14 protein-coding genes and 1 pseudogene are annotated in these 20192 nt (G+C 60.6%); 6 read left to right on the forward strand and 9 right to left on the reverse strand.

What is annotated here, in order from left to right:
- Positions 1-289 precede the first annotated feature (289 nt).
- The 4 genes and pseudogenes from AC0Z6F_RS13690 to AC0Z6F_RS13705 form a co-directional block, all read left to right on the forward strand.
- On the forward strand, positions 290-646 hold the full coding sequence (locus AC0Z6F_RS13690) for a hypothetical protein (RefSeq protein WP_485617444.1): 357 nt from the start codon (positions 290-292) through the stop codon (positions 644-646).
- Positions 647-846: 200 nt separating this feature from the next.
- Positions 847-1509, forward strand: coding sequence for an imm11 family protein (locus AC0Z6F_RS13695; protein ID WP_006399598.1), 663 nt, complete (start codon positions 847-849; stop codon positions 1507-1509).
- Between the two features lie 41 nt (positions 1510-1550).
- The gene (locus AC0Z6F_RS13700) at positions 1551-4238 is read left to right on the forward strand and encodes an XVIPCD domain-containing protein (RefSeq protein WP_485617442.1); all 2688 of its coding nucleotides are present in this window, start codon (positions 1551-1553) and stop codon (positions 4236-4238) included.
- 206 nt (positions 4239-4444) lie between these two features.
- A pseudogene (locus AC0Z6F_RS13705) lies at positions 4445-4642 on the forward strand (magnesium chelatase domain-containing protein); the annotation flags it as partial.
- Between the two features lie 72 nt (positions 4643-4714).
- On the opposite strand, the gene AC0Z6F_RS13710 reads toward AC0Z6F_RS13705, so the two are convergent.
- The 6 genes from AC0Z6F_RS13710 to AC0Z6F_RS13735 all read right to left on the reverse strand — a co-directional run bounded on the left by AC0Z6F_RS13710 (position 4715) and on the right by AC0Z6F_RS13735 (position 12437).
- Complete coding sequence (locus AC0Z6F_RS13710) at positions 4715-5929, reverse strand: ABC transporter permease (protein ID WP_485617440.1); 1215 nt, start codon at positions 5927-5929, stop codon at positions 4715-4717.
- Positions 5930-5940: 11 nt separating this feature from the next.
- Complete coding sequence (locus AC0Z6F_RS13715) at positions 5941-7260, reverse strand: ABC transporter permease (RefSeq protein ID WP_485617438.1); 1320 nt, start codon at positions 7258-7260, stop codon at positions 5941-5943.
- A 55-nt stretch (positions 7261-7315) separates the two neighbouring features.
- Positions 7316-8920: an ABC transporter transmembrane domain-containing protein gene (locus AC0Z6F_RS13720; protein WP_448123520.1), complete on the reverse strand. Its 1605-nt coding sequence runs from the start codon at positions 8918-8920 to the stop codon at positions 7316-7318.
- The gene (gene lanKC / locus AC0Z6F_RS13725) at positions 8917-11658 is read right to left on the reverse strand and encodes a class III lanthionine synthetase LanKC (RefSeq protein WP_448123521.1); all 2742 of its coding nucleotides are present in this window, start codon (positions 11656-11658) and stop codon (positions 8917-8919) included. Before lanKC ends, AC0Z6F_RS13720 begins: the two co-directional genes overlap by 4 nt.
- 106 nt (positions 11659-11764) lie before the next feature.
- Positions 11765-11887, reverse strand: a complete 123-nt coding sequence (locus AC0Z6F_RS13730; protein WP_197573012.1) for a class III lanthipeptide — start codon at positions 11885-11887, stop codon at positions 11765-11767.
- A gap of 427 nt (positions 11888-12314) precedes the next feature.
- Positions 12315-12437: a class III lanthipeptide gene (locus tag AC0Z6F_RS13735; protein ID WP_197573011.1), complete on the reverse strand. Its 123-nt coding sequence runs from the start codon at positions 12435-12437 to the stop codon at positions 12315-12317.
- A gap of 1064 nt (positions 12438-13501) precedes the next feature.
- On the opposite strand from AC0Z6F_RS13735, the gene AC0Z6F_RS13740 reads away from it, so the two are divergent.
- A complete protein-coding gene (locus tag AC0Z6F_RS13740) occupies positions 13502-15001 on the forward strand; it encodes a YifB family Mg chelatase-like AAA ATPase (RefSeq protein WP_448123522.1) in 1500 nt (499 codons plus the stop codon).
- 124 nt (positions 15002-15125) lie between these two features.
- Here the strand turns inward: AC0Z6F_RS13740 and AC0Z6F_RS13745 are convergent, their stop codons facing one another.
- The 3 genes from AC0Z6F_RS13745 to yidA all read right to left on the reverse strand — a co-directional run bounded on the left by AC0Z6F_RS13745 (position 15126) and on the right by yidA (position 19229).
- A complete protein-coding gene (locus tag AC0Z6F_RS13745; protein ID WP_485617436.1) occupies positions 15126-15512 on the reverse strand; it encodes a hypothetical protein in 387 nt (128 codons plus the stop codon).
- A gap of 120 nt (positions 15513-15632) precedes the next feature.
- Complete coding sequence (locus AC0Z6F_RS13750; protein ID WP_032973532.1) at positions 15633-17951, reverse strand: TonB-dependent receptor; 2319 nt, start codon at positions 17949-17951, stop codon at positions 15633-15635.
- A 444-nt stretch (positions 17952-18395) separates the two neighbouring features.
- Positions 18396-19229, reverse strand: a complete 834-nt coding sequence (yidA, locus tag AC0Z6F_RS13755) for a sugar-phosphatase (RefSeq protein WP_485617434.1) — start codon at positions 19227-19229, stop codon at positions 18396-18398.
- 149 nt (positions 19230-19378) lie between these two features.
- Here yidA and AC0Z6F_RS13760 point away from each other — a divergent pair, with 149 nt between their 5' ends.
- Positions 19379-20041, forward strand: a complete 663-nt coding sequence (locus AC0Z6F_RS13760) for an exopolysaccharide biosynthesis protein (RefSeq protein WP_012512366.1) — start codon at positions 19379-19381, stop codon at positions 20039-20041.
- Positions 20042-20192: the final 151 nt, after the last annotated feature.

Raw genomic sequence — 20192 nt, forward strand, 5'->3', positions numbered from 1 at the left:
TGGCGGCATTGACCCCAACCCGTTGGCATTCCGAACAACAGCAGGTAATCGTTACTGCGCCACCGTGCATCGGTGGTCGGGACTCGAAAACCCGTTGTTGTGATGAAGTTTGCGCTTGCCAGCCGGCATCACCTTGCGTGGTGCCGGCTGGCAATCCGTCTGCCGGCTATGGCGGGCGGGGCGTGGGGGCCTCGTGCCCGCCGGCGATCATCACACACCGGTTTTCGAGCCACGCCCCGTCCGCCACCTTTATCGGTGGCGGCTTCCGCCTGCATGCACGGAGCCCGCCATGACCACGCCGCACTCCCCGCCCCCGCGCCCCATCCAGGAAGCGCGCTCGAACGCTCCGGCCCCGGACCCCAACAGCCTCATCGCCATCCTGCACGCCATCGGCGCGGGCGCTGCGGCCGACGGACAGCCTTGGCCCGAGCGGCATCACCTGCGCAGCCGGCAGATGCAGTTGTCCGACGCCGACTGCGCGCTCACCGGCCAACGCATCGTGCAGGAAGTCCTGCTGGCCGCCGAGCGTACGCGCCAGAACGGTGAGCCCGAGCAGTACGTAGGCGACCGGGTGATGGAGGGGCTGGTGATGGCCGACCTCGCGCTGACTGCCTTCATCCACGAGCGGATGCGACCCAAGGACTGAGCGCGCGTATGGCGCGGCGTTTTCTGTCTGTGTGCGGAGTGACGAATGAATCGCAGCGCCCTCTTCTGCATTGTTCCGAACTTTCTCGGAATTCACGCGAATCGGACACCTCGGGCACCGTTTCGGCGCAACTTGTGGCTGCACTGAAGCCCAGCTAGCATCGGTCCAACGGCTTTCCCGTTCTGCCCCCGCATCCATAGATGGACGCCCCCGTGACCGAATCGACCGCCACTGAAGTTTCAGCCGAAGCCGCATCTCACAAGGGCGAATTCTTCCTGATCGACGCCGGCCTCCTGGGCAACGGCAGGGTTCCAGGCATAGAGATCGCCAACGAAGAGAAGCTGATCGATCCAGGGATGAATGTCATCTCGCGTCCTGATGGAACGCCAGGCCAGTATCCGGAGCGCCCCCACCTGATTCATGTGCCCCAGAAGGGAGCAATGCCACGCGATCTGGAAGAACTCGCTGGCATCTGGATTGTGTCGGAACCGTTGAAGCAGCTGTTTGAGCGGATGGACCCCGAAGCGTTTGCCTTTGTGGCCTGCGACTTCAGCCTTGCCGACGGCAGCCCCGGCCCTCGGTACTACCTGGGCAATGTGCTGCGCAGGCTCGATGCCCTGGATGAAGCCGCTTCCCGCGTGAGAATCAAGCTCGATCACAATTATCAGACCGGCGAGGACGAGAAGCTTTACAGCCTCGTTGGAGGAGCCAGCCTGGTATTCAAACAGGACGTTGTGGGCGATGCCCATATCTTCCGCCAGGATCGCATGGGCGCACCGCCCATCTGCGACCGCGCGATGTTTGATGCATTGGCTGCGGCCAACTTCTCCGGCGTACGGCTGCGTGATGTAGCCGATCTCTAAGACGAGCTCCTTCAAACGGATTCTTGAACGAGGTGGTGCGCATGGCCGACACACCGGTTTTTCAGGGACACCATCTGATCGAACAGAATGCGTTCGAGCAAAGCCAACTGCTGAAGTCGCTTGCCAGGAGTGGTCATTTCACGCTCCACGGACCCGACAACATTCTCAACCTGCCCGCGAACCCCGCGCTGGCAACCCGCCTGGGTATTTCGCCACACTCAGGCGGCCCGTTGAGTGCGTACACGGATCAACTGAAGTTCGTTCTCGACGACCTCACGGAAACCTACGATGGCCGAACCCTGCTGGCGAAGGATTCTCCGCCGGATGTGCGCGCTGCCGCCGTCGAGCGTATGGGTGCCCGCATCCAGAACCTGGAATACACCCTTCGCGCCGGCATCCTCAACGGCGACCTGGTCACCAACACGCCCGAGAACATGACCGCGGCGGAAGCCAACGCCAAGATCCGCACATTCTTCTCCGATCTGGACGGCTACCAGCGCACCCACGCCGCGCAAATTGCGGAACTGAAGACCCTCAACCCCTCCGAGTTGCGCTGGCGCGCTGTCACCCAGTCCGAAGCCAATGTGAAGGCGGCGCTGGATGCCATCGACGAACCCGGCAACTCGACCCTGAGCGAGCGCTGGGGTGGCCGCGCATCGATGGGCACCGCGATTCAGGAGGCCAACCAGGGCGGTCGCCTGCCGCTGACCGAGCACACCGCTGCCCGCGTACGCACTGCGTTCAACCCGGAAATGCCACTGACCATCGTGCGCCCTGGCCCGGCAAGCACGGCTCCGGAACTGGCTGGCTCTGTAGGGCGAGCGGGCGCTGCAGAAGGTGCCGCCGAAGCTGCCGCCGAAGCTGCCGCCGCGCGCGGACAGATTACCGGCGCCCGCGTACTCGGCGCGGCGGGTGTCGCCGCACTGGCCGTGGACTTCGCCATCACCGGCCACCGCGTGGCCGAGTTGCGCAGCGAGGGCAACGACGCCGGCGCAAAATCTGCGGCCACCCACTTCGTGGGGCGCACCGCGGGCGGCTTTGGCGGCGGCTTCCTGTTGGGCGCAGGGTACGGAGTCGTTACCGGCTCCTGGACCGGGCCAGGTGCGCTGGCTACCGGACTGCTGGGCGGCGTGGCCGGCGGCTTCGCCGGTGAGTACTGGGCCCAGTACCAGGACAAGAAGGCCGTTTACACCCAGGTGGACCGCAGTGGCAACGAATGGAACCGCGACCCGGAGGATGCAGAGGGCACCTGGAGCCGCAGCGTGCGCACACCGCAGCCCGACGGAAGCTACCGCGAGATCACGATGGTCGCCGGTGGCCGGCTGGTGGACGAGCTGAACTACAAAGCCGCCAACGACTCATATTCACTGGGCATGGCCAACCTGCCCAAGCCGCAGAACCCCTTCAAGCTCGATGCAGGCGGCGAGAGCACGCCGCCGCGCGAGCCGTTTGAAACCAACCGACACTACGTGCGCAATCCGCACAACGGCGAATGGAACCTCTCCATCCACTCAATGATTGATGGACGCGTCCCCGTTGACTACAGCGTGCCCGTCGGCCCGGAAAAGTCCGACCAACTGGAACGGGAATCGCAGCGCATCATTGCCCAGAACGCCTTGAACACGCCGGAGGCGCTCGCCGCCCGTTACCAGGTGGCGTTCAACCAGTACAACTGGCACGAGTTCGCCACCATTGAGCCGGTACCGGAGGTGATCACCAACGCGCTGACCCAGACGCAGCCCCTGCGCGCCTCCAACGGCGAGAAGTACACACAGGACGCCAACGGGCAGTGGCAAACGCCGGGTTGGGTGTATGGCACCAACCCGGCCGAGGGCAGCATCATCGAGGAGCTCAATCGTACGCGCCAGAGCCAGCAGGCCGGCGTACAGGAGCTGACGTCCATGGCCGACATCGCCCGGGCCAACCCCACGCCGACCGAGTACGGCCTGCGCAGCCAGGTGGTGGACGCCTACCGTAGTGCCGGCATTGTGCGCAGTGCCGAAGAGATTGATGACGCTGTAGCCGCCGTTGCCCAGGATCACGCACGCGCCGTGCCCGGCTTCGGCACGTTCACGCTGCAGGTACAGAAGGATGGCTCGCTGGCCACACTGGCTGGGAAAGATGACGAGCGCATGCAGATCGTTTCCGTCACCACGCCAGAGGAGATTGCTCAGGCACACGTGCAGCGCACGACCTCAGAGCAGGAGCAACAACCTGCGGGTGTCGCACCGAACGCACCTTCGCCACACACCTCCAGGCCTGCCACGCAGCACGACGCTGACGTAGACCGGCACCACAGCACAGCCCTGCGCCCAGGTGGCAGCGGGCTGCTGGAGCAGTTGCGCTCGTCGGTAGCCATGCTGGATGAAAGGAACAACAAGCCGTGGGACCAGAGCAGCGACCGCCTGCTGGCCAGCGCCTACCGGCTTGCGGCAGACGCCGGGTTCAAGCCCGGCGACACAGTAGACATGGCATTGAGTGAAGCCACCGACACCCGTGCTGCGGGTACCACGCTGTTCGTGACGCGCTCCGGGCCGGGCGCGTCCTCGGACCCCGCCGCCAACCGGGTGCAGATGCCAACACAGGACGCCCTGGCGATCGCACCGGAGCAGCAGTATGCAGCGGCCAACCGGAGCCTCGACGCTCAGGATCGGGAGCAGTCGCAGCAGCTGGCGCAAGCGCAGGAGCGGCAGCAGGAAGAGAGCCGGCAGGGGCCGCGGATGGGCTGATGGCAGCGGTTCTGGCTGATCAACGTCGATCCACTTGATACCGGGCGAGTTCCGGCGCTGATGTTGCAGAGACTGGGTGCCGCGAAGGGAGAAGGCTGGCTCCAGGCACCTGTCGGAATCCTCCTAGCCACTTCACCAGCAATTCCCGATAGCTCCCCGCAGAGCACCTGCCGCACCATCAAGCGTCTCCTCGCAGGAGCCCACACATGAGCCTGGCGCTGGTCCACAGCCGTGCCCGCGCCGGGGTCGATGCCCCGCTGGTGCGGGTGGAAGTGCATCTCTCTGGCGGCCTACCTGTCACTCAGATTGTGGGCCTGGCCGAAACCAGCGTGCGCGAGTCGCGCGAACGTGTGCGGGCCGCCTTGCTTTGTGCACGCTTCGACTTTCCACAGCGGCGCATCACCTAGAACCTCGCGCCTCGAGCATGTCGCACCTTGGCGTCGTCGGGCTGCGGGCTCGGCTTCCCCTAAAATGGGTCAGAGCGAGCGGATCGCCTCTAGGGGCGTGATTGCTGAGGCCTTCAGTGCCGGAACCAGGACCGCTGCTTGGCCTAGAAACCACAATGCTATAGCACTCACCGGCAAGTAGGCTGCCGGTAGCCTTGGCAACTCGTAGAACCGCATTAGGCCAATATTCATCGCGTAGGAAAGGACCAGTCCAACCGCAATGCCGAGACTGACGATCAGAAAATTCTCGATCTGGAAGTAACGCAGAATATCCGATCGCGTGGCCCCTAAAGCACGACGAATGCCGATCTGCTTCCGGCGCTGCTCTACCCAATAGCTAGCCAAGCCCACAATTCCCAATGCAGTGGCCCCAAGAAGGGCAATGATCACTGCGGCAAGCAACCCCATCATGACCTTGGCACCGCGAAAGTGGTCTGACCTGAGTTCGGAGACCGGGCGACTGGCAGAATGGTCAAAAACCACATCAGGTGCAGCTGCCGATACAGCCCTCCCTACTTGGCCAAAGATCTGCGGAAGATCTTCCGGATTGGCTCGCACCAGGTACCTGCCAGCGAGCCGAGGCCCGGCCAATGCTGGAACGATGAGCGACCAGTCATTGCCCAATGCCTCTCCCACTCCCGGTTGAGAGACAGCAAGGTGGTCGACGGTACCTATTACAGTGAATCGGGTATCCATGGCCCAAATGCTTTGGCCGATTGCGCTTCGCCCCGGCCAATAGCGATCGGCCAACTGCCGAGTCACCAGCACCGGCGCGTTGGATGGGACGTACTGCTCGATGGGCGCATACTCGGCCGGCTCCGGCATACGACCAGACACCACATTCAAACCGAGCAACTTCAGCGCCACAGCATCCCCAAGGTAGAAATCCAGAACACCGCCAGAGCGCTCAAGCGCTTCGTCAGTGTTCACGCCGGCACGGACTCCAGGATCGCCAAAGGGAACAGCACTAATGGCGCCCACAGCCTCCACACCTGGAATAGCCCGGATAGCGTTCATCACACGGGCGTTGATGTCATGTGCGTCTTCTGCGCTGAATCCGGAGAGCTGGACGATTCCAAGTGACGACTCCTGAACGCCACTATCAAGGTTGAGCGCTCGACTCTTCTCCATGAACATGAAGATCGCGTTGCATAGAACTGCGCACGCTAAGGCTATCTCAATGGTGATCAAGAATGTGGCCAGTTTGTGCTTCTTCAGCGCCGCCACGATGATTCCAACTTGCATGGCACACTCCTTCAAAGCAGCTTCAGCTGGGTGACCGGCTGGATAAAACTCGCTCGATACGCAGGAATCGCACCCGCCAAGAGGCTTGTGAGCAAAGATAGAATGACTGTGACCAGAAACATTGCGATGTCCAGGTGCACCAGATCTGCGTATGCTACTGGCTGGATGCGTATCATCCACAAGCCAAGTAACGTTAGGAACAAGCCAAGCACGCCGCCCAAAGCACCGATTAGACCGGCCTCGACCAGACACTGCGTGAAGATAGCGACTCTGCTCGCTCCCAACGCGCGACGCAGGCCGATCTCTCCACCGTGTCTCATGAACTTCGCAAGCAGCAAGCCGACTACGTTTGCGAGGCAGATCAGAAGGAACGCGAAGGCCAGAACCGTCTGCACTTTTACGTCGCTGGGAACTACCTGATTGAAGTCCAGCCATTCCATCAGAGACCTCAACCGGGTGTTGTCGTCGTGCTTGATACGTCCAAGGCGCTTCTGCTCAGCTGCATAGTTACGGAGGAAGCGATCGTATTCCTGAACGCGCTCCGGACCACTCAACTTTACCCATAGCGCGACCGCGACACAGGGCGAGCTCTCCAGAACACCAGGACGATCTGGGGTAGCCCAACAGGTAAACGGTTGGAAGTCGCCCTCGTTGATCTCGAGGCTAGCTGAGAGAGGAAGAAACACATCGTCCGCTGCACCGTAGAAGCCGGATGTCTCACCACCAGAGAAGCGCCCACCTCTGATCTTGTAGAACAGCGGGGAAGGACGCCATGGGCCTAGAACACCGATGATCTGAAGATTCGTGTCTTTGACTCTTAAGCTCTGACCGACGCTGTTGCGGCCGCCGAACAACTGCTGGTTGAGTCGATCTGAGATCACTGCGACACGGCTGCGACGCGCGTCATCCTCAGCACCCCAAGCGCGCCCGTACTGTAGCGGCACGTCGAACATCGTAAAGAATTCCGAAGTTGTTGAGATCGAAGAGATCATCAGCGGTACTCCGCTAGGAAGCTCTGACCTAACCTTGACGGGATTGGATACCACCATCGCCTGGCTGTCCGCCTGCTTGGCCGACCATAGATCAAATGCGGTGCGGTAATCCATTACATCATAGGGCTCACGTCCTTTGGACTCTGGGTTCACATCAACTTGAGGGTAGTAGATGTGCCCGCTCTTGCCTGGAAGGGGGTCTCCAGACAGGATGTGCATGACTGTGAGGGTTGTCATGCTCGCTCCGATGCCAACCGATATCGCCAGGATCATCAATCCAGTGATGACCTTGTTCCTTGCGGCGTTATGCAGCGCAACTTTCACGTAATAGCCAAACATCTAAGCAACCCTCCTGTGCTGTCCCACCTGTTCTGCGCCGGCCCATGGGGTCCGACTAAGCCTGCTGGACTGCGTTCTCATCCATAGTCCCAGCACTCTCTGACTCAAGCGCAAGAGTTGTATCAAACAGATTTCGGTACTCGATTCCGCCGTGCATGATCATTATCAGTATTTTGCCTTTCGTGATCGTCATGATCATATCCATGGCGATACGTTGGATGCCGGCGTCCAGGTTCGCAAGTGGCTCGTCCAATACATAGAGATCGGCCCTCTTGCTAAGTGCCATGGCCAAGGCAACCTTCTGTTGCTGACCCGCAGACAGCTGGTCAGGATAGGCCTCAAGAATCTCTGAAGAAAATACAGCCAGTGTCTTCAGAAGCTCTACGTCAACCCCAAGGTCCTTTATGGCGAGAGGAGGAAATGCGAGCGGCAGAGTGGATGAGCTGATTCGTGCAGGCAGTGAAAGACTGCCTGCTGTGGGCAGCAGGTGCCTCGCGAGGATGTTGGCAAGTGTGGTCTTTCCAGAGCCGTTGTCACCAGTGACGAGAACCCTCTGCCCCCGATCAATGACTGTGGATACATTTCGAAGAACGCTGGTTTGGCCGAAGCTAAAGGACAAGCGATCGGCTATGACACTTTCTGAATACTTAAATTCAGACGATTTTCGCAACTCAAGAAACCCTGAAACTCGATGAACCGTGGCGCCGTAGCTCTTCAGATCTGCCCAGTTCTTGAAGATGGCAATTAGGGTTGTAGCCGCACGCCAGAATGCGTTCATGAATGCAATGAACGAACCAAATGTCATCTTCTTCTGAAAGACAAATATCGCACCAACGAATATCGAGCAGACATCCGACAGAACCATCGTCAGATCACTTGCGCCTTGAAGTGTGCGCACCACCTTGAATCGACTGTAGCCTGCATCCAAGAGGCCGTGCATGCCTCTATCGAACGAACTCAACGTCTTGCTTGTCAATCCGAACGTCCCCACCATCTTCAGGCTTCCAACAGCTCTGGCAAGGACAACCAGAACCTGGGCTTCCTTTTCCCGCTCCGTAGATGTCAAAGCACTGATGCGTTTGCCGACCACCAAGCTGACAATCGTGGCAATTGGGATGATCGCGGCAAGAACTGCGAAGGCCTTCCATGAGATGTAGAGCAGTGCTATGACCAAGGCCACAAGCATGGAGATCTTGACTGCAACTCCTCTGACCAAGGCAAGCATTGGTACCAGACCATCCTTTACGTCAGATCTGATCCGCGAAATGTAGTATCCCACTCCGTTTCGCAGGAAGTCTTCGTAGCGTTCACTGTAGAAGACGCGCAGAAGTTCCTCACTGACTCGCCTCACAATGCGATTGTCCAATCGCTGCTGCCAAAGCGAAGTCACGTAGGCACCCACGTTGAGCGACACACCTAGCGCAAGATAGCCAAGGATCAGGTACATCAAACGCGAAAAATCGCCCCTCAACGACGCCTCATCAAGAATCGCCTTGATCAGAAGGGGGTGTATCAGACCTTCAAATGCACCAATTGCACAGGAGGTGATCGTCACCGCCACGTACTCATTCCGGTTCTCGCCTAGCAAACGCGAGAAGTCACGCCATGGTGTGTGGCCGCGGCCAGGATCCACCGCAGTGCTGCCGCTCGGCGTACTCATTCTTGCCCTATTCCCCACTCAGGCCCTTCCATGAGGGTAGGGCCCAGCTGATGGCCTGCCTGCACCTTCAAGAAGGGGGCGTCCAAGATGTCCAGACAGAATTCATCGGGATACGGCGAACTCAGTCGATGCAAGGCCCGGATAGCCCCAGCAACACCTGTGGCGTAGTCACAGGAAATGCGAAACAGGTTCTCTCCCGGTATCGCCGCTGTGTCATCGTCGCCAAAAACATAGATGTCGGTCAGCCCCTCATAAGGGCGATTGGCCAGATTCAGGTACTTTGCATCTCCTGAATACACATAGGCATCTACCAGAGTGTCTATCAATCCGGCAAGGCCGTAAATAAGACCCGGAAATCCGGAATACTTGCGGTAGAGATCCAAGGCCAGAGATTCAACTACATCCCAGAGACCGTACCTGATGGCGACTTTTATAATGCCTGCGGTACCCTGCTCCACGTAGGGTTCGTAGGTGGTTAGGCCAGTAGGTGCGGCGGCAAACGTGGTGATACCTGCCTCCAGCTCGTTTCCCTTCGACAGGTCGTAGGCCAGTGCCAACTCTCCTATCGCCCTCCACTTAGAATCGCCGGTCACTTGAGACAGCCGGAGGAAGAAAAGCGCCACTCCGGATTGACCATAGCCGAGTCCTACTCGAATGACGCCGTCGTCCTCCCAATAGATTCCGTCCTCCGTACGAACCGCAGATGATTTCAGCTGCAGACCGAGCTCTAAGGCAGTTTCCAGATAGTTCGTGCCTTGCGAGGCAAGAAAGGCTGCCAGATTCGCCATTCCGATGCCGGCTGCTCCGTAGTAGAACGAGATCTGGCCCTTCGGAACTGAACTTCTGTTGGCCATGTCAATGAAGCCAAGCCCGACAGAATCGTAGCCCATGGCCAAATGGGCCCATCCGATTCCCGCCAGCCCCGTCAGCACACCGGGCGCTGTGTTCGCCTCATGAAGACGTCCTGCATCCGAAAAGTGCCGCTCGAGTACTTCATTGGCCACCTCGGCACCGGCGCGTGTGAGTGCGTAGATTACGCCGGACGAACCAAATCCCAAGCTAGTTGCATTTGTGGAGAGAGCAAAGGGGTCACAAGGAAACAGCGTGTACTTCGAATTCAGTCGATAGTTCATCAGAACGAACCTAGACAACCGTTCTATCAAGTGCTCCACTGGCTCAGAAGAAGCCTCGCGCATACCGTACGGCTCATCTATTGAGGCTCCTACCTGTAGCCTTTCTTCGGCCTCGCGAAGATCGATCCGTCCCTGCGCGAGACCACGAATCACATCGAGCACCGGGGTCCCTTCCCAGCCGATATCCTGGACGAGAATGGGAAGGACGTTGTCGAAGAGGTCGTCTCTGACATACGCCATCGCCACGATCGGAAACATGGAGTACATCATGATCGCCGAAACTGCGTACAGGTCATCCTCGATGCTGCTTACCTTTGTCCTGCTCTTCATCTTGCTTCTGAATCCAGGTGTATGGATGTCGTCGGATTCTCCATGAGACGGTCGGAATGCAGCTTCCAGGTCAATCAACCGCACCTCCAGGGATTCCTTCTTAACCAGAATATTTGGGGGTGATAGATCGCCAATAACCATTCCTGCCCTATGCGCCAGATCAACGACTCTGAAGAGATTAATGAAGATCGTTCGATACATCCCATAGAACTTCTCACTGTCTGCCACCGTTGGGCGCACCGTCATCAGCGGCGAGAACTGGAGCATGACCTGCCGCATGTCGAGAGCATCGAAATGCTCCTCAACGAGGTAGAAATTCTCCCAATCCCAGAAAGAGTCCAAGACTGCAGGGGCGACTCCCAGCGGACCGAGGATGCTCAGATTCGACATCTCTCTTTTCAGGCGGGTGGTTGCATCTCCGCCATTTTCATAGAGCTCCACATGGGGCCTGGCCTCCTTGATGACGACTTGGCGACCGGTGAGAGTGTCCTTTGACAGGTACACTCCACCAGTGTTCGAGAAGCCCAGCGCGCTCTCGATCAAGTAGCGACCGTTGTTCAAGACCATCTCCCCTGTTTCCTCTTCCTCGGCAAGGAAGGGATCCTGAGCCCACTCAGGAGTCTCGAAGTACGGGGTCCGATGATCAGGGACATGGTCTCCTGACGGTGAAACAAGCATCGGGATCATTCTTCCCATGAAGTCCAGACGGTTCACTTGGATGATGCCGCCGTACCGGTAGTAGATACAGCGGCTGTCTTTGTAGCGCTTGTCGGACAGGATGTAAGATCCGACATTCGCCCCCACCTCTTGGTACATCAGCTCGATGAGTTCTTTGAACTCAGTCTCCGTATGTGGGTAGACCGTAATGAACTTCCCAGATCCACCTCGGGGCCAACGCTTGGATGTCATCATCCTCATCGTGCGGCAGTCGTTGGCGAACTTAAACTCCACATCACGCTGAAGCAGAAGCTCAGCAACACGCTGAAGAATCTGCTTGCAGTTATCTTCGATTGCTGACAAATGGATCTTCCAACCCTGAGCTGGAAGCGACCGCGAGCCAGACCTCGCGAGTGGCAAGACATGGGACCACACTCCGATCCGGCGAATGCCCCAGCCTTGCCCATGCGCCACTAGAAGCTGATCAACAATCGACACTAGCTCATCGCTCGGCCTGTAATGCTCGTAGTTCGGCTCGTAGAAGCGCTCGTCGCTGCTGATGAAGTTGACCTTGTCAACATGCCGCAGCTCGCGCAGCGTAGGTTTTCTGGAAGACATCACGCGCTATCCTTGGAGATGATCGGCCCGCAGTCTCCAACCGAGCACTGGCAGCCGGCATTGTCATGGGAGGGCGCCAGATATCCGGCGCCCTCCTTTAGGTCAACTACTGCAGTTTCTGCTCCTCCGTGGGGCCGCAGCATGAATGGGTCGAACTGGTAGAGCTGTTGCCCATCAGGCTTAACGAGGTATCCAGAGACAGGCGCTGCAGATTCAGTACACGATTCATTCTTTCTCTCCTTAGTGACTCAAGGTAGCGTCACTCTCCTTGGCTCATCGCCCTGGATGAGCGCGCCCCCTGAGTTGGCACTTACTCACGACAGCTGGCGGATCACACGATCAGCTGACGACTCTTGTGTTAACGCTCTCCTTCCACAGGCGTGGCGCAGCAGCTGTGCTGGGAGCTGGTACAGCTGTTGGCAAGCGCAGACCCGGTGCTTTCCACAAGCAGTCTCTGCAAGTTGAGAACTCGATTCAATGAAGGATCCTCTTTCTGATAGGAGATTCGCCGATGAGTCACTCTCGGCCATGTCGCTGGGTCGATAGCGTCGATGATGAATCCCTTGCGGTAGATCGATCAGATTGGTGTGGCAATACATGTGGTGTAGCCGGGACACCTAGGAAGCCGGCGGCGACACGTCATGCAGCAACAGCTATTACAGCCGCGGATCCTCTACGCTGCCATCACAGCAGCTGTGTGTGGAGCTGCTGCAGCTATTGCCCATCAGGCTGACATTGGTATCGAAGGCCAAACGCTGCAGATTCAGTACACGATTCATGACATTCCTCCTTGGTTGACTACGAATTTCCGATCAACCCCAGCCAAAGGTTGGGTAATCGGCGGCACACTGCGCATCTGAATGATCAGACGCGCAGATTGGTACGCGGAGAAGGATGGATAAGACCACGCCGGGGAGAAATGTTCCTGATCCCAGGAGATGGGGCAATTGAGCATCTGAACTCACTCCATCACTTCTTCGCCATAGAAATTCCTCTCATAATTTTCATCGTGCACCGCCAACGGCAGGGAATGGCAGCACACATCATTGCTCCACATGTACTCACCAGAACCGGAAACTGATCCTTAGAGACTCACAGGCTGAGAACCAATTTCTCAACATGTGGAACGAGCGACTTACTTTCGGCCCGCCAGAGATACTGCATAGCAGCTGCATCCAATTGCCAGACGCCGCACCGACATTACTGTCGCAATCTCCCTGATAGGCAGATAAGAACAAGGCATCGAACTTTTGGATTTCTACCGCCCTTCTCCGGATCACGATGGACTCAGTGTTGGATACTCTTCTTTCACCGACATCAATGAAATGACAATTGATTTTTCCTATCGGCGCTCCATTCCTTTCTCGCAGACTTGCAAACACCGTGATGTAAAGGGTTTTGGTCAGATCTTGAATTTCATATTCACCCATCAGCCGCGCATTGGGACATCTAATTTTCAGCCATATGCGTCACTTTGGCGGGAACAACGGTTGACGATTAGCGCTACTCGTCTTTTGGTCACGTGGACCCGTTTCTATGAGGCAACGCTTTAGAGCCGGAACTTGGAATTCCCCGAATCCATGATGTTCCATCAACCAAAGAAGATTCGCCTGTGCGTTCGTACACGATGATTCGGGCTTGCCCGGGACCCGACTACTGACTCCAACTTCCCACATCTCGATCAACGCCTACTTCAATGTCCAAAGTGACGGGCGTCGCTGCGTTGCCCATCACAACTTTCATTCAACGTTAGGGCATTTCCTAGCCGCGTCTGATGCAGTCCCCGATGGCTGACCGCCGATTGCTGTTGCACTATTCAATGTCTTTAAACGGGAAACCACACATGGGCCTGGCGCTGGTCTACAGCCGTGCCCGCGCCGGGGTCGATGCCCCGCTGGTGCGGGTGGAAGTGCATCTCTCTGGCGGCCTTCCTGTCACTCAGATCGTGGGCTTGGCCGAGACCAGTGTGCGCGAATCGCGCGAGCGCGTCCGTGCCGCCCTGCTCTGCGCACGCTTCGACTTTCCGCAGCGACGCATCACGTTGAATCTCGCGCCTGCCGACTTGCCCAAGGAGGGTGGTCGCTACGACCTGGCGATTGCCTTGGGCATTCTGGCGGCCAGCGGCCAGGTCGATCCGCAGTCGCTGCTGCAGTACGAATTCCTGGGCGAGCTTGGCCTGACCGGTGAACTGCGCCCGGTGACCGGAGCGCTGCCGGCAGCGATTGCGGCGGCCGAAGCCGGACGCATTCTGGTGGTGCCACCCGGGAATGCGGCAGAAGCAGCTCTGGCCGAGCACGCTGATGTGCGAGTGGCGCGCACGTTGCTGGAATGCTGCGCTGGGTTGGGGAACCCACGCCTGCTGCCGCCCGTAGAGCGCGTGTACACGACACCGTTGCCACTGCCCGATCTGGCCGACGTGCGCGGGCAGGCGCACGCACGGCGCGCGTTGGAAGTGGCCGCAGCGGGTGGGCACCATCTGTTGTTGATCGGCAGTCCTGGCTGCGGCAAGACACTGCTGGCCTCGCGCCTGCCCAGCCTGTTGCCGGATACCGAAGAGACTGAGGCGCTGCAGCTGGCCGCGATTGCCTCGGTGAGTGGTGAAGGGCTGAACCCACGGCGTTGGCGGCAGCGGCCCTTTCGGGCGCCACATCACAGCGCCAGCGCGGCGGCGCTGGTGGGTGGCGGCAATCCCCCCTGCCCCGGTGAAATCTCACTGGCCCATCATGGTGTCCTTTTCCTCGATGAGCTTCCAGAGTGGAACCGCAGTGCGTTGGAAACCCTGCGCGAGCCGCTGGAGTCCGGCCACATTCGCATCGCCCGCGCGGCGCGCAGCGTGCAGTATCCGGCGCGGTTCCAGCTTGTGGCAGCGATGAACCCCTGCCCGTGTGGCTGGGCCGGTGACCGCAGCAATCGCTGCCTGTGCAGCGATGAGCGGATCAACCGCTATCGCGCACGCGTGTCCGGTCCGTTGCTGGACCGCATCGATCTGCATATCGGCGTGACGCGCATGGATGCGGTGGAGCTGCGCGAGAGCACGCCGCTGGGTGAGCCCAGTGCATCTGTACGCGCACGGGTGGAAGCCGCGCACGCCCGGCAGCAGGCGCGTGGCGGGCTCAATGCCCATCTGCCACCGGCGGCGCTGCGGGCGTGCACGAAGCTGAGCGAGGCCGATCAGGATCTGTTGGAGCAGGCGATTGAGCGTCTGCAGCTTTCTGCGCGGGCGATGCACCGGATTCTGCGGGTGGCGCGCACGATTGCTGATCTGGCGGGTTGTGAAACGATCCAGACGGCGCATCTGGCTGAGGCGATCGGGTATCGGCAGTTGGATCGGGGAAAGCCTTAGAAATGCCGGTCGGGTTGGCTCTTGGTGGAGTCGACCGTTGGTCGACTCGCGCGCGAAGCGCGGCCTTCTGTGAAGTAGATGCAAAGAGCGGTCGACTAACAGTCGACCCCACCAAGGGCAGGCATCACGCCGCGGAATCCACCCGCCCACGCCTCGCCAGCAACGCCACCCGACGGCTGACCAGCGCGTGCAGCTCCGCCAGCTCCGACGCCCGGTCAGCCGTCATGTTCCCGCCGAACAACACCCGCGACAACGCCGCCTCGTCGCTGTCGTGCGGGTGCTGCCACCGGTCCCGGTACACCTTCTGGCACACCAGCCAGGCCAGCCGCAGCCCGCCACCGGGCAACGGACGCACCACGCGCTCGTAGACGTGCCAGAACTGGTACTCGGCCTGCAGGTCGATCACAGGCGCTGCGGACAGCGCCTGCCGGGGCCGTCCCGGGCTCCGGATGTCGAACAACGGTGATCGCGGGTTGTACTGAGCCATGTAGACAGGATGACCCAGCAACATTGTGGGAACCTTGCGTCGCCGCCAGAAAATCGCTGCCCATTGCGCAAGACGGGTTTCTGGATGGGTTTGGGGTCGGATCCCTTTGCACCGCAAAGGGCTCTGACCCCGCCCTTCGTTACCTCAGAACGCCATCGACGTACTGAACATCAGCTGCCGGGGCGCGCTGCGCTGCAGGGTCTGGTAATCCCCCGAGAACGACGACCCGGCGATGGTGGCGGTGCCGATGTTGTGGCGGTTGAACAGGTTGCTCACGTCCAGCCGCAGCTCGAGCCCCGGCACCGCGCTGTCCGCACCGAAGCGGTAGGCGGCATAGGTGTTGACCTGCCAGAAGGTCGGCACGCGGATGTCGTTCTCGTAGGTGAAGGGCTGGCGCAGATAGGAGGTGCTGGTGGCACCGAAGCGCCAGTCACCGAAATGCGCCGACAGGTCGCTGACCAGCGAGATCTGCGGGTAGCCCGGCTGGGCGTTGCCCTTGATCGGGTACACCGTGTCGCCCACCACGAAATCGCTGTCGTAGTACGAACGGGCCACGGCTACGCCCTGGTAGAACTGCAGGTGATCGGTCAGGTCGGCGGTGATGCCCAGGTCGGCACCGATCACGTGCATCTTCGGCATCAGCCGCACGGTGTTGATCTGCGCGAACTGGGTGCCGATGGCCGCCGACAGCAGGCGGTTGCGGATGTCGTTGTAGAACACATCGCCGGTGATTGTCAGCCGGTCGAAGCGATGCGACGCGCCGACGGTCAGGTTCCAGTTCTTCTCCGGGCGCAGCGTGCCGGCCACGCGGTCGAACTCTTCCTGGTCGGTGATGGTCCACGCCGAGGCGGTGTAGCCGATGTTGCCGCGCTGGGCCACGCGGTAGCCGTTCATGGTGTTGGCCAGGTCGATGAAGGCATCGGTGGATTCGGTCGGGCTCCAGAACAGCGAGACATGCGGCAGGAAGTTGCTCTTCGCGCGCAGCGTGCCGTTCACCGGCCGGTCCTTGGCATCACCCAGGCCGCCACCGCTGGTGCGGAAGTCCACGGCCTTGAAGCCAACGCCCAGCTTCAGCGTGTCGTTCAACACGATGTCGTCCTGCAGGTAGAACTGGCGCGAGCGGGTCACCCAGCTCGATGCGTTGTCGGTCTTGAACGCGGGGCCATACACATCGAACGGGCCGGTGGCCTTCAGCGGCGGGCCCTCGCCCAGCAGCGGCTGCTGGTACCACTCGGTCTTGGCCGCGGCCTTGCTCTTCTCCTGCCAGAAGCCAGCGGTGAAGGTGTGCGCGCCGGTCTCGAACTGCAGGTTGAGCATGCCGCCCAGGCGATTCACACGCGGCGTCTGTACCTGTTCGGAGAACGGTGCGCCGTTGGGCGACGGCACGGTCGGATCGGTCAGCGTGGCCTGGGTGTGGCTGTTGGCGTTGTACAGCTGCACGTTGCCACTCAGGGCCGGGGTAATCTGGAAGCGATGGTTGATCGAGGACACGCGGTCGCGGGTGATCTGGCCGGTGTCGTACGGGATCAGTTCGGACAGCTCACCGCAGGTATAGGCGCCGCAGGACTTGTCCGCATTCTCCGGCGAGGCCACGTACCACGCCCAGGCATAATCGGGATAGAAGATGTCGGCCTTCCAGCCCAGCTTGCGGATCATGTCGAACGAAATGTTGTTGTAACCCCAGACCTTGGCCTTGCTGTCGGACAGGAACACGGTGAAGTCGCCCCAGGCAACGTCCTGCTGCAGCTTCAGGTCGCCGCGCAGGAAGTTCTGGGTGCCCTCGCCCTGGTACTTGTCGGCGGACACGCGCTGCAGGTCGACCAGCACCTTCGGGCCGTGCTCACCGAGTTGGCCGCTCTGCCCGGACACGGTGGTGACCAACGTGTTGTTGCTGCCCACGCCCTGTTTCACGCGCAGGCTGGGCGTGTCCTGCAGCTCGCGCAGGCGGTATTCCAGGCTGCCGCCGTTGACGCTGCTGGAGAACACGCTGACCGGTGCGCCGCCGGGGCTGACCGTGATCGCGCCGATGCCATCGGGCACGCCCACGTTCACCACGCTGGTGCCGGTGAGCGAGAGGAAGCCGTTGTCGTTCAGTGGCACGCCTTCGAAGGTGATGCCCATTTCGTTCATGCGGAAGCCGCGCACGAACAGGCTGGTGGCCGAGATGTCCAGGCCCAGCCCGTCGGTGGCGGTGTAGCTGGCGCCGGGTACCTGCTTCAGCATGGCCAGGCCGTTGTTGCCGGTGACCATCGCGTCGAGGTCTTCCGCCTTGATGATGTAGCGGTTGGGACCGACCACCTGGGTGGGTGCAACGGCGGCGCCGCGCGGCGTGGCGATCACCTGCAGCGCGTTCAAGGTGGTGGGGGTGTCATGTGCTGCGTCGTGCGTTTCTGCGGCATACGCCGGTGCGGCGATGGCCGTGATGATGGCAAGGGCGAGGCGCGTCGTGGGTGGGGTGTTCATGGGCAGATCCAGGGTGCAGGGAGAGAGCGGCGCAGGCGCACGCCCAGCACGTTGCAGCACCGGTGTCGGCGCTTTGGCTGGCGATGCGATTGCGTTGAGGGAGTGACGGCGCGGTGCGCGCCGGTCAGCAGACGAGGACGATCATCTGCTGCGGGATTCGATGGGGTGATTTCGACGTGCGAAATTCTTGCATCGCACTGCCGCATTCGCCATTGCGCGGTGGTACAGCGCGGATGGCGATGGGGATGGGTGGGCTATACGTGGGTATAGCCTGGGTCGGCGCATACGGTGCGCGTGTGCCAACCAAGGTTGGCGCCTACCGGGGCGGATGGGGTCTGGTAGAGGCCGACCTTGGTCGGCGCTTGCCGCTTGTGTGTGCCAACCAAGGTTGGCACCTACCGGGGCGTGCAAGGTTGGCACCTACCAGGGCATAGAGGCGCGCGGTTACTGCAGGACGAAACGCTCAATGGCGCGCGCCACGCCTTCGTCTGCATTGGTGGTGGTCTCGAACCGCGCCACCGCCTTTACCGCGTCGATGGCATTGCCCATCGCCACGCTGGTACCGGCGTACTGCAGCATGGTCAGGTCATTCTCCTGGTCACCGATGGCCATCACGTTGGCGCGGTCGATGCCCAGGTGCTCGGCCAGCTTCTGCAGGCTCGGGCCCTTGCCGGCGCGGTGGTCGAACACTTCCAGGAAGAACGGTGCGCTTTTCAGTACCGCGAAGCGCTCGGTCAGTTCGGTGGGCAGACGCGCGATGGCGGCATCCAGCACGTCGGGCGCGTCGATCATCATCAGCTTGATGAAGGACATGGACGGGTCCATGTCGGCCACGCGGCGGTACGACAGTGGCATCCGCGAAAGATGCGAGTCAGCCACGGTGTAGTAGCTGATGTCCTGGTTGGGCGTATACATGCGCCGGCTGTCCAGCGCCTGGAAGTGCACACCCAGGTCGCGGGCCACCTGCTCGCAGAACAGGAAGTCGTCGAAGCTGAGCGGATACTCGACCACGGTTTCACGCGTGCCGATGCGTTGCACCAGGCCGCCATTGCAGGCGATGCAGTAGTCGTCGTCGCCGGTGATGCCCAGCACGTGCAGGAACGGCGCCAGGCCGGGAACCGGGCGGCCACTGGTCAGCACGATGTGCACGCCCAGCGCGCGCGCCTGCGCGATCGCCTGCTTGGCCCGCGCGGTGAGCGTGTGGGTGGGGTCCAGCAGGGTGCCATCCATATCGATGGCGACCAGTTCGATGGTCGATTGCCTGCGGCCCATGTCCATTGCGTTCAACTCGTGCGGGGCACGCCAGTTTAACCCCTCATGCCCGGTTCACCTCTTTGCCCACGTTGGCCGGGATACTGCGGGAGCCTGTGCGTCCCCCACCGCAGGACGGCCCGCTGACCGCCCTTCCCTGGAGAACCTTGCGACGCATGACCTACCGTGCCCCCGAAACCAATGACAGCGCGCCCCTGGCCGAGCAGATCGAGCAGATGATCGACGAGCTGCCCGGCGACCAGGTGAGCGTCGGTACCCTGCTCAGCGCGCTGGGCGATGAAGGCCTGCTGCTGATCGTGATCCTGCTCTCGGCCATCTTCATCATTCCGGTGTCGATTCCGGGGCTGAGCACGGTGTTTGGTGCCTCGATCCTGCTGATCGGCCTGAGCCGCGTACGCAACCGGCCGCTGTGGGTGCCGCAGAAGCTGGCACGCCGCGAGATCGCCACCGACAAGCTGAAGGCCAACCTGGGCCGTGCGCTGAAGTGGGTGCACCGCATGGAGCGCCTGTCGCGGCCGATGCGGCTGGCGGTGATGGTGCGCTCGAAGAAGATGATGCGCCTGAACAACCTGATGCTGGTGTTCGCGACCCTGCTGCTGATGGCGCCGGCCGGGCCGATTCCGTTCAGCAACACGTTGCCGGCACTGGCGCTGATGTCGTTTGCGATTGGCTTCATCCAGCGCGATGGTGCGGCGGTGGCGGCTGGTTATGGTTTCGTGGTGGCTACGGTGGTGTATTTCGGCGTGCTGCTGGGTGGCGTGGGGTTTGCCGCCGAGTCGGTGTTCAGTGGATTCCGCGCTGCGCCTTCGGAAATGTAGCGCCGAGCCCAGGCTCGGCTGCTTATGGCCTTCTGTAGAGTCGAGGAACGCTCGACTGCTGCTTGCAAAAACAATCGAGCACGGACCGAATCTCCACAAACCAAGTCCAAAAAACCGAGCGTGGCTCGCACCTCCAGAACTCCTTTGTTTA

This window comes from Stenotrophomonas sp. 1L-E-5-B-C3, from assembly GCF_057292075.1.

Excerpts from the sequence above, each read along its gene's own strand:
- AC0Z6F_RS13690 (WP_485617444.1), top strand. The coding sequence starts at position 290 with ATGACCACGCCGCACTCCCCGCCCCCGCGCCCCATCCAGGAAGCGCGC.
- AC0Z6F_RS13695 (WP_006399598.1), top strand. The coding sequence starts at position 847 with ATGGACGCCCCCGTGACCGAATCGACCGCCACTGAAGTTTCAGCCGAA.
- AC0Z6F_RS13700 (WP_485617442.1), top strand. The coding sequence starts at position 1,551 with ATGGCCGACACACCGGTTTTTCAGGGACACCATCTGATCGAACAGAAT.
- AC0Z6F_RS13710 (WP_485617440.1), bottom strand. The coding sequence starts at position 5,929 with ATGCAAGTTGGAATCATCGTGGCGGCGCTGAAGAAGCACAAACTGGCC.
- AC0Z6F_RS13715 (WP_485617438.1), bottom strand. The coding sequence starts at position 7,260 with ATGTTTGGCTATTACGTGAAAGTTGCGCTGCATAACGCCGCAAGGAAC.
- AC0Z6F_RS13720 (WP_448123520.1), bottom strand. The coding sequence starts at position 8,920 with ATGAGTACGCCGAGCGGCAGCACTGCGGTGGATCCTGGCCGCGGCCAC.
- lanKC (WP_448123521.1), bottom strand. The coding sequence starts at position 11,658 with ATGTCTTCCAGAAAACCTACGCTGCGCGAGCTGCGGCATGTTGACAAG.
- AC0Z6F_RS13730 (WP_197573012.1), bottom strand. The coding sequence starts at position 11,887 with ATGAATCGTGTACTGAATCTGCAGCGCCTGTCTCTGGATACCTCGTTA.
- AC0Z6F_RS13735 (WP_197573011.1), bottom strand. The coding sequence starts at position 12,437 with ATGAATCGTGTACTGAATCTGCAGCGTTTGGCCTTCGATACCAATGTC.
- AC0Z6F_RS13740 (WP_448123522.1), top strand. The coding sequence starts at position 13,502 with ATGGGCCTGGCGCTGGTCTACAGCCGTGCCCGCGCCGGGGTCGATGCC.
- AC0Z6F_RS13745 (WP_485617436.1), bottom strand. The coding sequence starts at position 15,512 with ATGTTGCTGGGTCATCCTGTCTACATGGCTCAGTACAACCCGCGATCA.
- AC0Z6F_RS13750 (WP_032973532.1), bottom strand. The coding sequence starts at position 17,951 with ATGAACACCCCACCCACGACGCGCCTCGCCCTTGCCATCATCACGGCC.
- yidA (WP_485617434.1), bottom strand. The coding sequence starts at position 19,229 with ATGGACATGGGCCGCAGGCAATCGACCATCGAACTGGTCGCCATCGAT.
- AC0Z6F_RS13760 (WP_012512366.1), top strand. The coding sequence starts at position 19,379 with ATGACCTACCGTGCCCCCGAAACCAATGACAGCGCGCCCCTGGCCGAG.